A 13,987-nucleotide genomic window follows, 5' to 3' on the forward strand; every position below is an offset into this window, starting at 1 on the left:
CGCCCGACGGGCGGCCAACACTCTCTTACTTCGCGACTGGATACCTGGTTATGGACAACACTTCACGCTCTGCGCATCCACTGTATGAGGATGTGCTCGCCTTGCTGACCGCAGCAGGCTTCGTTTCCCTCGGCATCTTCCTGTTCCATCAGGTCGGCCTGCTCACCGGTGGCACCGCCGGCCTGGCGCTGCTGCTGCAACAGGTGACCGGCATCAGCTTCGGCCTGCTGTTCTTCGCCATGAACCTGCCTTTCTATGCCCTGGCCTGGCTCAGAATGGGGCCGCGCTTCACCCTCAATACCTTTGCCGCCGTGGCCACTGTCTCCTTCATGACGGATCACCTCAACGCCGTGCTGCAAATCGGCAAGATCGAACCCGTCTATGCGGCGCTGATCGGCGGCACCCTGATCGGCATGGGGCTGCTCATCATGTTCCGCCACAAGGCGAGCCTGGGGGGCTTCAACATCCTAGCGCTCTTCATTCAGGACAGATGGGGTGTGCGGGCAGGCAAGCTGCAAATGGGGCTGGATTGCGCCATCGTGGTCGCCTCTTTCTTCGTGGTCTCCCCCTGGCTGCTGGCGCTTTCTGTGGTGGCAGCCATCATCTGTAACCTGGTGTTGACACTCAATCACAAGCCGGGGCGCTACCAGATAGCCTGATGTGCCCGTGGGGATTGCCCTGCTGGTCAGCCCAGGGCTGGATACCGCAAAAAGACAGAGCGCCTGATGGCGCTCTGTTGCTATCTGTCCCCGGGTGTCACACCACCATGGGGACGCCGCTCTCGGGGTGGCGGATCACCTGGGCGGGGTAGCCGTAGAGGCGCGCGATGAGCGCCGGGGTCAGCACCTCGCCTGCGCTGCCGTCAGCCATCAGCCTGCCCTGCTCCAGCATCACCAGCCTATCGGCGTAGCGGGCTGCCAGATTGAGGTCGTGCAACACCACCAGCACGGCGGTGTTGCGACCGGCCAGCGCCCGGGCCATAGCGAGCAACTGGTGCTGGTATTTGAGATCCAGCGCCGAGGTGGGCTCGTCCAGCAGCAGCAGCCGCGCTTGCTGCGGTTCCTCCGGGGCCTGCCAGATCTGGGCCAGCACCCGGGCGAACTGCACCCGTTGACGCTCCCCGCCTGAAAGGCCGGGATAGAGGCGGTTCGCCAGATGGTCGACCCCGGCGTGGGTCATGGCGGAGCGGACTATCTCGTCGCGCCGGCTGGCAGGCTCGCTGTGGGGCAGCCGGCCCATGGCCACCACCTCTTCGCACAGGAAGGGGAAGCTCAAGGAGGAGCTTTGCGGCAGCACACCGACCCGGTGGGCCAGAGCGTTGTCGGCCCACCCCCTGCGGGTCTGGCCGAACAGGTGGATCTCCCCTTCATGTTCCAGCTCGCCGGTCAGGCACTTGAGCAGTGAGCTTTTGCCCGCCCCGTTGGGGCCGAGCAGGGCGGTCAGGCTGCCGACATGCAGGTCGAGATCCAGGCTGTCCAGGATAAGCCGGTTACCACGACTGAGGTGAAGACCCCGGCAACTGAGCAGGGGGGAGGGGGATCCGGGCAAGGTGACGATCTCCTGTTACAGGGTTCGGCGGCTCTTGACCAAGAGCCAGATGAAGAAGGGGGCCCCCAGCAGGGCGGTGATGATGCCGACGGGCAGCTCGGCCGGAGCGAGCAGGGTGCGTGCCAGCATGTCGGCCCCCAGCAGCAGGCCAGCCCCCAACAGGGCAGACAGCGGCAACAGGCGGACATGGTTGGGACCGGCCAGCAGCCGTACCAGATGGGGAACCACCAGGCCGACAAAGCCGATCATGCCCGCCACGGCCACCGCCACGCCGACACCGGCAGCGGTGAGCAGGATGAGGCGACGCTTCAGTGTCTGCACGTTCACCCCCAGATGCCGTGCCTCTCCCTCTCCCAGCAGCAGGGCGTTGAGGGGATTGGCATCGCGCATGAACAGCAGCAGCAAAGCGGCCAGGGTCAGCAGCGCCAGCGTCACATCGACCGGCTTGCCTGCCGCCAGGGAGCCCATCTGCCACAGGCTCAGGTTGCGCAGCATCTGATCGTCGGCGAGATAGGTGAGCAGTCCGATGACGGCGCCGGAGAGCGCCGTGATGGCCACCCCGGCCAGCAGCATCACGGTGACCGAGGTGCCCCCCTCCCGGGTACCCAGCAGATAGACGAGGGTGGTGGTGAGGGCTCCGCCGAGAAAGGCGAGCAGGGGCAGCAACCCCAGGCCGAGCAGGCTCTGCAGGTGCGAGCCCAACGGGGCGAGCAACACGATGGCCAGGGCTGCGCCGAGTGCTGCCCCGCCCGACACCCCTATGATGCCGGGGTCTGCCAGGGGGTTGCGAAACAGTCCCTGCATGACGGCGCCGCAGAGGCCGAGAATGCCCCCCACGGCGATGCAGAGCAGGGTTCGTGGCAGACGGATCTCCTGCACGATCAATAATTTGTGAGCCTCAATCCCGCTCTGGGGTCCGGCAAACAGGGCGCGCAGGCTCTCGCCAAGGGAGAGGGACATGGGGCCGGTCGCGAGGGACCCGACCAGCAGCAACGCCAGCGCGCAGCCGGTCAGGGCGAGCAGCCAGGGCAGAGGCAGGCGCATCAGGAACCCTGCTTGATCCACTGGGCGATCTGGTTCGCCTGTTGCAGGGAACGAAGGCTGAGGCCCCCTTGCAGGGCATGTCCGTCGATGGCGTGGATGGCTTTATTCTTGCCTGCAGGGGTGGCTGACAGGGCCGGTACCTGGCTCAGAACGGCGTCGGGATCCTGATACTGCTGCCAGTCGCGACCGCTCACCAGCACCAGATCAGGTTGCAGCTCGATGAGGGATTCGGTGGAAACGGGCTTATAGTCGTGGAGCCCAGCCACCGGATTGACGCCGCCCGCCAGGGTGACGAGGGCGCTGGCGGTGGTGTTGCCGCCAGCGATGCTGGTGGGTTGACCCTTGTGCAGCAGCAGGAAGGCGACCTTGAGGGGCTTGTTCTGCTTCGCCTGCGCCGCCAGGGTGTCGCTTTGGGCGGCAATTTCCTCCTTGAGCTTGCTCCCTGCCGCCTGGTCACCCAGGAGATGGGCCAGGGTGTCGATACGCTCGTTGAGGTTGGCCAGCGTAGGGGCTGTGTCCATGACCTCGACCTTGACGTTGGCACGGCGCAACTGATCAAGCGTGCTGTTCGGGCCCATCTCGTCGCTGCCGACCACCAGGGTCGGAGAGAGGCTCAGGATCCCTTCGGCGGCGAGGGCGCGGTGATAGCCGACCTTGGGCACGCCTCTGGGCTCCGGACTGCTGACATCGGTGGCGACCAGGCTCTGCTCGCCTCCCAGTGCCAGGATGAGTTCCGTGGTGGCCGGGCCTATGCTGACGATACGCTCCACCGCCATGACGGATGGGGAAGAGAGGGAAAGGGCACAGCCGAGCAGGCTGAATGCGAGGGCAAAACGACGGCCCATGCGAACCTCCGAAGGGTGAATGAAATAGGGTTGCCGCCGAGAATATCAAGTCGTCCATCAAAATGCACTGAGAATGAAAGCGATTATCAATTGCGTTACTTGGGGCGCTTTATTACAGTATCCGCCGCGACACCGAGCACCATCGCCAGATCATCCAGGGAGAACCGATGAGCATTGCACAACGCATTCAGGCGCTGCTGGAGCAAGACCCCAGCGCCCACCCGTCCACCCTCGCCACCGAGCTGGCCGTCAGCGAGTGGGAGGTGGTACGCCATCTGCCTGCCGCCCTGATGACGCAAGTGCCGGCCGGGGAGGCCGAAGCCCTGCTGGCGGACCTGTCCAGCTGGGGTCAGGTGACCACCATCGTCGAATCCGATGGCTCCATCTTCGAGGTGAAGGCTCCCTTCCCCAAGGGCAAGAACGCGCGCGGCTACTACAACCTGATGGGGCGGGACGGCGAACTGCACGGCCACCTCAAGCTCGACAACGTGGCGGGCATCGCCCTGGTCAGCAAGCTCTTCATGGGCAAGGAAGGGCACTCCTTCCAGTTCTTCGGCCACAGTGGCCGCTGCATTTTCAAGATCTACCTGGGCCGGGACGAGCAGCGTCAACTGCTGCCTGAGCAGGTGGAGCGTTTCATGGCCCTGCGCCGTCAGTATCAAGAGGAAGTGAAAGCATGAGTGAACGTCAGGAGCGCCTGCAAAACCGCCTGCAACCGGAGATCCGCGAGTTCCGCGACGGTTGCCGTACCCTGCAGCTCGCCACTGTGGATGGCGAAGGCAACCCCAATGCCAGCTATGCCCCCTTCGTGCTGCAGGAAGATGGTTACTATGTGCTCATCTCCGAAATAGCTCGCCACGCCCGCAACCTGCAACAGGTGCCCAAGGTATCGCTGATGCTGATCGAGGACGAAACCGGGGCCCGCGAGCTGTTTGCCCGCAAGCGTCTGACCTTCGATGCGGTCGCCGAGGTGGTGGCGCGCGACGACGCACGCTGGGAGAAGGCCGTTGCGGCGCTGGAAGGGCGCTTCGGCGAGATAGTCAAAGGGCTCTCCAACCTCAAGGACTTCGTGCTGTTTAGGCTCAAGCCCGAGCAGGGGCTGTTCGTCAAGGGATTCGGTCAGGCGTTCCGTGTCTCCGGCGACGAGCTGGTGGACTTCGTTCACCTGGTGGAAGGGCACAAACGCATCGACAATGGCGCCGAGCTGACCAGCCCGGCGGATGAACCCGTTTGAGGGGACAATCAGCGAGATGAGAAACGGGCAGCCTGGGCTGCCCGTTTTGTTGTTATGTCCCGGGTTACTCCTGCCAGCCTGCCTGGTTGGGGAAGGCATCGCGATCGGCCTGGCTGGCGCTTTCGTTGCATTCCCCGCGGATCTTCCAGGAGGTCTGGCTGAGGACGATATAGCCGCTTCGGCAATACTTGCGCGTGGCCAGCATCTGGGTGAGCTGCTCGTCCTGCAGGGCTTCCCGGCGTTCCAGCAGGCTCTTGTCGCGGCGGCTCAGCCGGTTGTCATCTCCCTCCTGCAACCGGGTTGGCAGGACGTCGAGAGGGGCGGCCTCAAAGGTGAAGCGCTTGCTCCCGTCGTCGCTGATATGGGTGTGGAACAGGGGGGCCGGGCCATCGGGTGCTGCCCCCGGCAATCCGGAGCAGGCGGTGAGCGCCGGTAACAGCAGCGTGAGGGCAACGGCAGAGAGTAGACGCACACAAGACTCCAATCGGGTGATCGCTTCAGAGCGGGCAGATTAACACGCCCGCTCGGGTTAGATGGTGGCCAGCAGCTCATCCGTCGTGAGCAGGGTCACGCTTCTGCCTTGAGGCAGGCTCAGATGCCGCCACATGAAGTGGTGGTGCTGGATGATCTGCTCCGCACTCAGGTGCGGCCTGTCCGCCGTGGTATGGGCGTCGGTCACCGCAAAGGCGTCAAAGCCCCTGGCGGCGGCGCTGCGCAACGTGGTATCGACGCAAAAGTCGGTGGCACAGCCGCAGATGAGCAGTCTGTCTACCGACTGCTCTGCCAGCAGGAAGCCGAGCTCGGTATCGAGGAAGCTGTCACAGGCGGTCTTGCGCACCCGGCTGTCGTGGGGAGACGGGGCCAGATCGGCGTGGAGTTGCCAGCCCGCACTGCCAGGTTCCAGTTCGGAACCCGGTTCGTCGTGTTGCACATAGATGACCCGTCCGTGTTGGCCCCGCACGCGATCGGCCAGACGATTGATGTTGGCGATGACCTGGGCATCCTGATGGCGGGGGTTATCGAACAACCCCTGTTGCATGTCGATGACGAGTAACACATCCATATGAAATCCTTGGGCTATTTTGAGGGTTGCAACCATTGGCTGCAGTCACGGCTTCGGGATTGATGCAGTGCGCCCATATCTTGCTTCATTTCCTTTGCATTTAGCCAGCGTTCCGGCAGGGGAGCGATGTGGACCCTGACATCGGCGTCTCTCCCGGGGGCTGTCTCGTCACCGGTTTGCGGCACGATGAGTGCCACCTTGAGTGCCGGATTGCGGCTGGCGATGCGACTGGCGATCCCGAGTCCCCCCTCCACGTGGAAGTTGCCTGCGATATGCATGATGCGCCTGCCGGGATGCTTGCCCAGATAATCCACCATGCTTTCGGCCATGGTGTCGTCCCAGCTGGTCTGGGCGGCGAAGCGACGGGCGTTGCCGTCCGCATCCCCATGGTGCATGGAGGCCATGAACTTCTGGCGGTAGCCGTCATCCCCCAGAGTCAGCTCGCGGGCAAGCTGGTTGCGGCGATTGACCGGCAGTTTGTCGAGCCAGGCCGCTCCCTCCTGACCGACGCAGCTCACCAGAGGTTTGGGGGCATTAGCGGCAATCACTGGCAGGTGCTGCGCCTTGGCGAACTCCACCAGAGGGCGGTAATCACTCTGGTAGTTGGGCCAGGCATGGCCATCTCGAATGAGGGCCGATTCGCCGATGCGTCCGGCCAGGTAGGCATCCAGCACCGGCTGATCGGCGCGGCTGAACTGCTCCATGGAGAGTACCAAGGCCCGGCCATCGGCTTGCGACATCTCGTCAAGCCCCGCCAGCAGACGTGCCTGCAACAGATGGATGGCCGGGTGAGTGTGAAGCTCCCCCACCAGCACGATGTCGGCATCCGCCACCCGCGCCATCGCCTGCTCGAAGGTCAGCGCCTGCCCCTGGGCCGTATCGAGCCGTGCGTCATAGAGGGTCTCGGGTGGGGTGTTCTGCGGCGTGGTGGTGCAGGCGGCCAGCAGCAGGGGCAGGGCGAGCAGGGGGAGTCGTCGGATCATGGTTACTCACTCAAGAAACAGGGGATGGGAAAAGGCTGCACCATGGGATGGCGGCATGGCGAGCGAAAAAGTGGCGCCAGTGTAAGGGGGAATGACGATAAAGTGAAATGAGAATTATTTACTTTATTATTGATCTTTGTCTCTGGCGGGGTAATATGCCTTCCTCTTGATAATAATTCTCAATAAGGACTTTGCAGTGGCGCACAACACCCCCCCCTCCCTGATAGCCCTCGCCGTGGCGGCCGGGCTGATCTCCCCCGCTTTCGCCGCAGACAAGAAAGCCGATGAAGTCATGGTCGTCAGCGGCTCACGGATGGAACAGAAGCTGGAAGATGTTTCCGGTCCCATCGCCGTCATTACCTCGGAGCAGATTGAAGAGCAGGTCGTCAGCAACGTCGCCGATCTGTTCCGCTATGAGCCCGGGGTGAGCGTGCAGGGAGGTGCAGGAGATGCCCAGACCTTCACCATTCGCGGCATGAGCGAAAACCGGGTCAAGGTGGTGCAGGACGGTGTGCGCCAGAACGATGCCTACAAGAATGGCGGCGTGGGTCAGACCTACTTCGACACCGACATGATCAAGCAGGTGGAAGTGGCCAAAGGGCCGGCCTCCGCCGCTTACGGTTCCGATGCCCTGGGAGGCGTCATTGCCATCACCACCAAGGATGCAGGCGACTTCCTCAAGGGCCGCGACAGCTATCTGGATGCGACCACGGGTTATGCCTCCAGCAGTCACCAGAGAATGGCCGGCATCACGGGGGCGCTGCGCACCGGGGAAGTCGAGAACCTGCTGCGCTACACCTGGCGCGATGGCGGTGTCACCCAGAATTATGACGGCGACAAGAACGAGTTCGACATCGTCAGCCAGGCCGTGCTGTTCAAGAGCAAGTGGAATCTCTCCGATGAGCAGTTCCTGAAACTGACGGTGGATTACTTCACCGAGGGGCAGGATCCGGATGCCATCGATCTGACCAAGGCGGGCTCCGTCTTCAACCAGCCCATTACCGACAAGGAGACCGACAACCTCTCCCTGGTACTGGATCATGGCCTCGCCCTGAACGCCCCCTGGGCGGATCGCGTGGACAGCAAGATCTACTACAGCCGCGCCAAGCAGACCCTGGATCAGTACGCTTCGTCCAAGTATCCGGTCATGCCGGGCAACCCCTATGTGACCAAGAACTCCCTGGATCACAACGGTTTCGAGCAGGAGAGCCTGGGCGCCCAGGTGAAGTTCAACAAGGCGCTCGCCAGCCAGCGTCTGGCCTGGGGCCTGGAATACGAGCACACCGACAACGAGCGCACCCGCTTCAAGGGGCCGACCGTGCCGGGTGACTTCGTCGGCTACAACGAGCTGAGCTTCCCCTCCACCACCAGCGAGCGCAGTGCGCTCTGGGCCTTTGACGAGATCAAGTTCGGCGAGCGTTGGGTGCTGACCCCGGGCGTGCGTTACGACTACTACAAGATGACCCCGGACGAGGATCCCGCCTACACGGGCGAGAACATGAAGAAGATCTCCGAAGGGGAGTTCTCTCCCAAGCTGGGGCTGGTGTTCAAGGCGCACGAGGCGGCGAACCTGTTCGCCCAGTACAGCCACGGCTTCAAGGCGCCCATGTATGACAACGCCTTCTCCACCCTGAACCACCAGGCGTATGGCTATCGCATCGAGCCCAACCCGAACCTCAAGCCAGAGAGCAGCGACGGCATCGATCTGGGGGTGCGCGGCAGCCGTGGCGGGTTCAGCTATGAAGTGGCCACCTTCTACAACAAGTTCGACGACTTCATCGAACTGACGGCCGTGGGCACCGAAGGCCGTACCGCCCTCTATCAGTACCAGAACCTGGACAAGGCGACCACCAAGGGGGCCGAGGCCAAGGCGGATTACTGGTTGAACGAGCTGGTCAACGTCTGGGGCAACCTGGCCTACATCGAGGGCAAGGATGGCGAGGGCAACTACATCAACAGCCTGAGCCCCCTGAACGGCAGCGTCGGGGTGCGTCTGGAGCAGCCGAACTGGAACATCAACACCGCATTGCGCTTTGCCGACGACATGGACAAGGTGGGCAAGGATGCGCGAGGCAACGACAACATCAAGAGCGCAGGCTGGGGCGTGGTGGATCTCTATGCCCAGTTCAAGCCGGTGCAGGACCTGCAGCTCAACGTGGGGGTATTCAACCTGTTTGACAAGGAGTACGTGAGCTACGAGAGCATCACCGGCCTTGCCGCCACCGCGGATACCAGCAAGCAGACCGAGCCTGGCCGCAACCTCAGTGCACGGGTCAAGTACGTGTTCTGATGGTCGTGGACCAGCATGCAGGAAAAGGGGCCCTCGGGCCCCTTTTGTCATGAAGGTCGGCGTATGCAAAAAAGAAACCCGCCAGGGGCGGGTGGAAGGATTGCAACACTCATCAGGAAGCGGTGTTACCCAATAGACAGGGGGATGTGACAAAGGTTCAACTTTATTGATATTTATGGTTTTTATCTGTCATGCCGCCTGGGGATCCCCGTCCCGAAATCGGTTATCATTTGTGCCCCTTGTCATGCAGCCCGAGCCTCTATGCCCGCGTTCTCCTGGTTAGCCCTGTTTTTTGGTGCCTTCTACTTCGTTTATGGCGCCTACCTGCCGTTCTGGTCGCTCTGGCTGGAAGGCATCGGGGTGAGGACTGAACAGATAGGGCTGTTGCTGGGGGTGGGCATGGCCATCCGCTTTGCCGGCAACCTGATGGTGATGGGGCGAGTCAAGGGGGCCGGCCAGTTGCTGCCCGTCACCCGGCTGCTCTGTCTGCTGAGTCTGCTGGCCTTCCTCGGTTTCTATCTGGGCCACAGCCTCTGGTGGCTGGTGGTGCTGACCCTGGCGGCCAACTTCATCTACCCGACCCTGATGCCCATGGGAGAGGCGCTTGCCACCCGCATGGTGGTTCAGACCCACCTCGACTACGGCAAGGTGCGGCTGTGCGGCTCCTTTGCCTTTATCGTCGCCTCCACCCTGGTGGGGGCCCTGGTGGGCAACTTTGGCAGCGACTGGGTGCTGCACACCATGGTGGCCGGGCTGCTGATCATGCTGGGGCTCAGCCTGCTGCCGCTGCGACCCGCCCCCCGGGAGCTGCAAGGGGAGCGGGCCAAGGCCTCGCTGCTCGTCACGCTCAGGTCGGCCCCGGTGCGCCGCTTCCTGCTCATCACCGCCCTGCTGCAGGGGAGTCATGCGGCCTACTACGGTTTCAGCGCCATCTACTGGAAGAGCGCCGGCTACAGCGGCACCCTGATCGGGTATCTATGGGCTCTGGGAGTGGTGGCGGAGATCGCCATGTTCGCCGCGGACAAGCGCTTCCTCCAGCGCTTCGGCGCCCAGACGCTGTTTCTGGTGGGGGCCCTTGGCTGCGTGGTGCGCTGGGTGCTGCTCGGCAGTTCTACCGACCTGGCGGTGCTGGTGCTCGGCCAGCTGCTGCACGGGGTCACCTTCTGCGTCAGTCACCTTGGCGCCATCCGCTTCATGACCCGCCAGTTGCCCGCGGAGCAGCAGATCCCCACCCAGGCGCTCTATGCGGCGCTCGGCCTCGGCATGACGGTGGCGGCCCTGATGGCGATCTGCGGCGTGCTGTTCGAGCCGCTGGGAGGCGGCATCTTCTTTATCATGGTGCTGGTAGTGCTGCCGGTCTTCGTGTTGCGGCTGCGTGAAGAGAGCCCTGAACAGGGCCGATGACACAGGTCTGCCGGTCTCTGGCGCGGCAGGCCTCCGACTTATCTGGAAAAGGGAAGTAGAGAGATGCACCAAGGATGGCTGCTGATCGGGTTGTCGCTCGCCTATCTGGGCTTGCTGTTCCTCATCGCCTATGTGGCGGACAAGAACAAGCGCCGTCGCCCCAAGGGGCAGCCTCTGCTCTACAGCCTGTCGCTGGCGGTCTATTGCACCTCCTGGACCTTCTTCGGCACAGTGGGCCAGGCCAGCGAATCCCCCTGGTCGCCGGTGCCCATCTACCTGGGCCCCATGCTGGTGTTCCTGTTTGGCTGGCGCCTGCTGGCCCGCCTCATCCTGGTGGCCAAGCGCGAGCACATCACCTCCATCGCCGATTTCATCGCCGCTCGTTATGGCAAGTCCCAGCGCCTGGCCATGGTGATCAGCCTCATCGCCGTCATGGGGATACTTCCCTATCTGGTGCTGCAGCTCAAGGCGATCGTCACCGGGCTCGATCTGCTGATGGCCAACAGCACGGGGGTCAGCCCCACCAGCAACATGGCGGAGCTGGCGCTGGGGGTCACCCTGCTGCTGGCCCTGTTCAGCATTCTGTTCGGCACCCGCAACCTGGATGCCACCGAGCACCACAGGGGCATGGTGGTGGCCATCGCCTTCGAGTCCGTGGTCAAGCTGCTCGCCTTCATGGCGGTGGGGGGCTTTGCGCTCTGGCTCATCATCGCTAGACCGAGCGAGGCGCGTACCCTGGTGGCGGGCGACTTCCTCGATGCGGTGGTGGCGGTGACGCCGGGCAGTCTGCTGGAGCTCGCCATCTACACCCTGATCGCCATGTGTGCCGTCATCTGCCTGCCGCGCCAGTTTCACGTGACCGTGGTGGAGAACAACCAGGGGCAGGATCTGCACTGGGCCCGCTGGATCTTCCCCCTCTATCTCTTCCTGATGGGGCTCTTCATCTGGCCGCTGGCGCTGGCAGGCAAGCAGTGGGTCGGGGCAGACATGGCCTCGGACACCTATGTGATAAGCCTCCCCATGTCGCTCGGCTACGACGGCATGGCGATGCTGGCATTTCTCGGCGGTACCTCGGCGGCCACCGGCATGGTGATCGTCTGCACCATCGCCCTGGCCATCATGGTGAGCAACGATCTGGTGTTGCCGGTCCTGCTGCGCCGGGTCTGGCAACAGGGGCGGGACGAGCGCCTGATGCTGTTGCTGCTGCAGGTGCGTCGGGGCGCCATCTTGCTGATTTTGCTGGCGGCCTGGGCGCTCTATCTCTGGCTCGGGGATCTCACCAGTCTGTCGCGCATCGGTTACCTTTCGTTCGGGGCCGTGGCCCAGTTCTCGCCAGCCCTGCTGCTCGGCCTGTACTGGCGTCATGGCAATCGCAAGGGCGTCTATCTCGGGCTCGCCCTCGGGGTCAGCCTCTGGTTCGTGACCCTGCTGGCGGAGAGCGGACTGCTGGCTGGCTCCCCCCTCGAAGCCCTGCTGGCGCCCCCAGACTGGCCAGCGGTGCGGGATCTGAGCCTGGGGGCCTGGTGCCTCTTCCTGAGTCTTCTGCTCAACCTCGCCGGCTATGTGGCGGGCTCCCTGCTGTCACGGGCGGCGGTGAGCGAGCGGCTGCAGGCCGCCAACTTCGTCGGCAAGACGAGCCGGGACACCTCGGCGCTTTATCATGCGCGGGTCTCGGTGAAGGAGCTGGAGATGCTGGCGGCCCGCTTCGTCGGTTCCAGCCGCGTCAAGCGGGCCTTCGGTCGCTTCGCCGGCGAGCGGGGAGGCACCTTGGCGCCCCAGATGCAGGCCTCCGCCGAGCTCATCGCCCACACGGAGCGACTGCTGGCGGGGGTATTCGGCACCTCGTCCGCCCGCCTGGTGCTGGCCTCTGCCCTGCAGGGACGCAACATGCAGCTCGAGGAGATCGCCACCATAGTGGACGAGGCCTCCGACATGTTCCGCTTCAACCGCGGCCTGTTGCAGGGGGCAATCGAACACATGGGGCAGGGGATCTCCGTGGTGGACAGGGAGCTCAGGCTGGTGGCCTGGAACCGACGCTACATCGAGCTGTTCTCCTATCCCCCCGGTCTCATTCAGGTGGGCCGTTCCATCGAGGAGATCATCCGCTACAACGCTGGACAGGGGTTGTGCGGCCAGGGAGACATCGAGGCCCAGGTGGCGCGGCGGGTTGCCTTCATGAAGCGTGGCAGCCCCCATGTCTCGGCGCGGGAGCGTCCCGATGGCCGAGTCATCGAGATGCAGGGCAACCCCATGCCTGCGGGGGGCTTTGTCATGACCTTCACCGATATCACCCCGTTCAGGGCGGCGGAGCGGGTGCTGCGGGAAGCGAACGAGCACCTGGAAGCGCGGGTGGCCGAGCGCACCCACGAGCTCTCCGAACTCAACCGCCAACTGCTGCTGGTAAACCAGCAGGTGGAGCGGGCCAACCAGTCCAAGAGTCGGTTCCTTGCGGCGGTGAGCCACGACCTGACCCAGCCACTGAACGCGGCCAAGCTCTTCACCTCCTCCTTGCTGGAAATGCTGCCCCCGGAGGACGAACCGGCCCGCATCGCTCGCCACATCGACGACGCCCTGGGGGCGACCGAGGATCTCATCACGGATCTGCTGGACATCTCGCGCCTCGAGGCGGGCAAGTTCAAGGCGAAGAAGCTCGATTTCGCCCTGAGCGATGTGCTGGACAATCTCAAGGCGGAATTCGGCGTGCTGGCCCAGGCCGGTGGGATCCAGTTCTCCGTGGTGGAGAGCCGCCTTGCGGTCTACAGCGATGTGCGCTTGCTGCGGCGGGTGTTGCAGAACTTCCTCACCAACGCATTTCGCTACAACCCCGGCGGTCGGGTGCTGCTCGGCTGTCGCCGCATGGGGGATAAGGTGCGCATCGAGGTGTGGGACAACGGCCCCGGCATCCCGGAGGGCAAGCAGGAGGCGATCTTCGACGAGTTTTCCCGCCTCGATCACTCCCGCACCGCCAGGGAGCAGGGGCTTGGCCTCGGGCTCGCCATCGCCCGCGGCATTTCGCTGGTGCTGGGTCATCAGCTCTCCCTGCGCAGCTGGCCCGGAGCGGGGTCCGTCTTTGCCATCACCCTGAACCTCGCGACCCGGCCCGTCATCCCCAGCCAGGTGACGACCCCGGCCCTGCGAGACAGTCAGCTGGAAGGGGTCAGGATCCTCTGCATCGACAACGAGGAGGATATCCTCATCGCCATGGCCTCGCTGCTGGGACGCTGGGGCTGCGAGGTGCGCTGTGCCCAGAGCCTGGAGCAGGCGGAAGAGATCATCGGCGGCGGCTTCCTGCCTGCGCTGGTGCTGTCGGATTATCACCTGGATGACGGCAAGACCGGGTTGCAGGCGCTGCACATGATCAGGCTGGCCCACGGCAACGGTATCGGCGGCATCATCATCAGTGCGGATCGCAAGAGCGAGTTGCAGGCACAGATCCGTGAGCACGGCTTCGGCTACGTGAGCAAACCGGTCAAACCTCTCAAGCTGCGCGCACTGATGAACAGCCTGCTGATGCCGGTTCAGTGACTGGTCTCACAGAATCGAGCATTGGCTGAACATTTTCTGGATGCCATCCAG

12 protein-coding genes are annotated in these 13,987 nt (G+C 63.7%); 6 read left to right on the plus strand and 6 right to left on the minus strand.

The features are described from left to right. Positions 1 to 50: 50 nt before the first annotated feature. On the plus strand, positions 51 to 659 hold the full coding sequence (locus tag C2U30_RS19605) for a YitT family protein (RefSeq protein WP_039040037.1): 609 nt from the start codon (positions 51 to 53) through the stop codon (positions 657 to 659). A gap of 97 nt (positions 660 to 756) precedes the next feature. Here C2U30_RS19605 and C2U30_RS19610 read toward each other — a convergent pair whose 3' ends face one another. From C2U30_RS19610 to C2U30_RS19620, 3 genes are read right to left on the minus strand one after another with little or no spacing between them, the layout of a single operon-like run. Further along, a complete protein-coding gene (locus C2U30_RS19610; protein ID WP_103244358.1) occupies positions 757 to 1,548 on the minus strand; it encodes a heme ABC transporter ATP-binding protein in 792 nt (263 codons plus the stop codon). Positions 1,549 to 1,563: 15 nt separating this feature from the next. Then, the gene (locus C2U30_RS19615) at positions 1,564 to 2,595 is read right to left on the minus strand and encodes a FecCD family ABC transporter permease (RefSeq protein WP_039040072.1); all 1,032 of its coding nucleotides are present in this window, start codon (positions 2,593 to 2,595) and stop codon (positions 1,564 to 1,566) included. Next, positions 2,592 to 3,437 carry a heme/hemin ABC transporter substrate-binding protein gene (locus tag C2U30_RS19620; protein WP_103244359.1) on the minus strand — a complete coding sequence of 282 codons (846 nt, stop codon included), beginning with the start codon at positions 3,435 to 3,437 and terminating at the stop codon, positions 2,592 to 2,594. Before C2U30_RS19620 ends, C2U30_RS19615 begins: the two co-directional genes overlap by 4 nt. A 167-nt stretch (positions 3,438 to 3,604) precedes the next feature. Between C2U30_RS19620 and hutX the strand changes: the two genes are divergently transcribed. Continuing rightward, on the plus strand, positions 3,605 to 4,117 hold the full coding sequence (hutX, locus tag C2U30_RS19625) for a heme utilization cystosolic carrier protein HutX (protein ID WP_045523746.1): 513 nt from the start codon (positions 3,605 to 3,607) through the stop codon (positions 4,115 to 4,117). Further along, positions 4,114 to 4,671 (plus strand): heme utilization protein HutZ, encoded by a 558-nt coding sequence (gene hutZ / locus C2U30_RS19630; protein WP_010673228.1) that lies wholly within the window; start codon positions 4,114 to 4,116, stop codon positions 4,669 to 4,671. The genes hutX and hutZ overlap by 4 nt, the downstream gene beginning before the upstream one ends. A gap of 64 nt (positions 4,672 to 4,735) precedes the next feature. On the opposite strand, the gene C2U30_RS19635 is transcribed toward hutZ, so the two are convergent. The 3 genes from C2U30_RS19635 to C2U30_RS19645 are packed head-to-tail and all read right to left on the minus strand — an operon-like array spanning position 4,736 to position 6,717. Next, on the minus strand, positions 4,736 to 5,143 hold the full coding sequence (locus C2U30_RS19635; protein ID WP_010673229.1) for a hypothetical protein: 408 nt from the start codon (positions 5,141 to 5,143) through the stop codon (positions 4,736 to 4,738). A 57-nt stretch (positions 5,144 to 5,200) separates the two neighbouring features. Continuing rightward, positions 5,201 to 5,734, minus strand: coding sequence for a cysteine hydrolase family protein (locus C2U30_RS19640; RefSeq protein ID WP_052815191.1), 534 nt, complete (start codon positions 5,732 to 5,734; stop codon positions 5,201 to 5,203). 14 nt (positions 5,735 to 5,748) lie between these two features. After that, positions 5,749 to 6,717: a ChaN family lipoprotein gene (locus C2U30_RS19645; RefSeq protein WP_103244360.1), complete on the minus strand. Its 969-nt coding sequence runs from the start codon at positions 6,715 to 6,717 to the stop codon at positions 5,749 to 5,751. A 196-nt stretch (positions 6,718 to 6,913) separates the two neighbouring features. Here C2U30_RS19645 and C2U30_RS19650 point away from each other — a divergent pair, with 196 nt between their 5' ends. The 3 genes from C2U30_RS19650 (at position 6,914) to C2U30_RS19660 (ending at position 13,936) form a co-directional block, all read left to right on the plus strand. Continuing rightward, entirely contained in the window at positions 6,914 to 9,007 is a 2,094-nt protein-coding gene (locus C2U30_RS19650; RefSeq protein ID WP_103244361.1) for a TonB-dependent hemoglobin/transferrin/lactoferrin family receptor, read from the plus strand. Positions 9,008 to 9,268: 261 nt separating this feature from the next. Next, the gene (locus C2U30_RS19655) at positions 9,269 to 10,411 is read left to right on the plus strand and encodes a 3-phenylpropionate MFS transporter (RefSeq protein ID WP_103244362.1); all 1,143 of its coding nucleotides are present in this window, start codon (positions 9,269 to 9,271) and stop codon (positions 10,409 to 10,411) included. Positions 10,412 to 10,474: 63 nt separating this feature from the next. Beyond that, positions 10,475 to 13,936 carry a hybrid sensor histidine kinase/response regulator gene (locus tag C2U30_RS19660; RefSeq protein ID WP_103244363.1) on the plus strand — a complete coding sequence of 1,154 codons (3,462 nt, stop codon included), beginning with the start codon at positions 10,475 to 10,477 and terminating at the stop codon, positions 13,934 to 13,936. The last annotated feature ends 51 nt before the right edge of the window (positions 13,937 to 13,987 follow it).

Source organism: Aeromonas sp. ASNIH5 (assembly GCF_002902865.1).
Taxonomy (GTDB): domain Bacteria; phylum Pseudomonadota; class Gammaproteobacteria; order Enterobacterales; family Aeromonadaceae; genus Aeromonas; species Aeromonas caviae.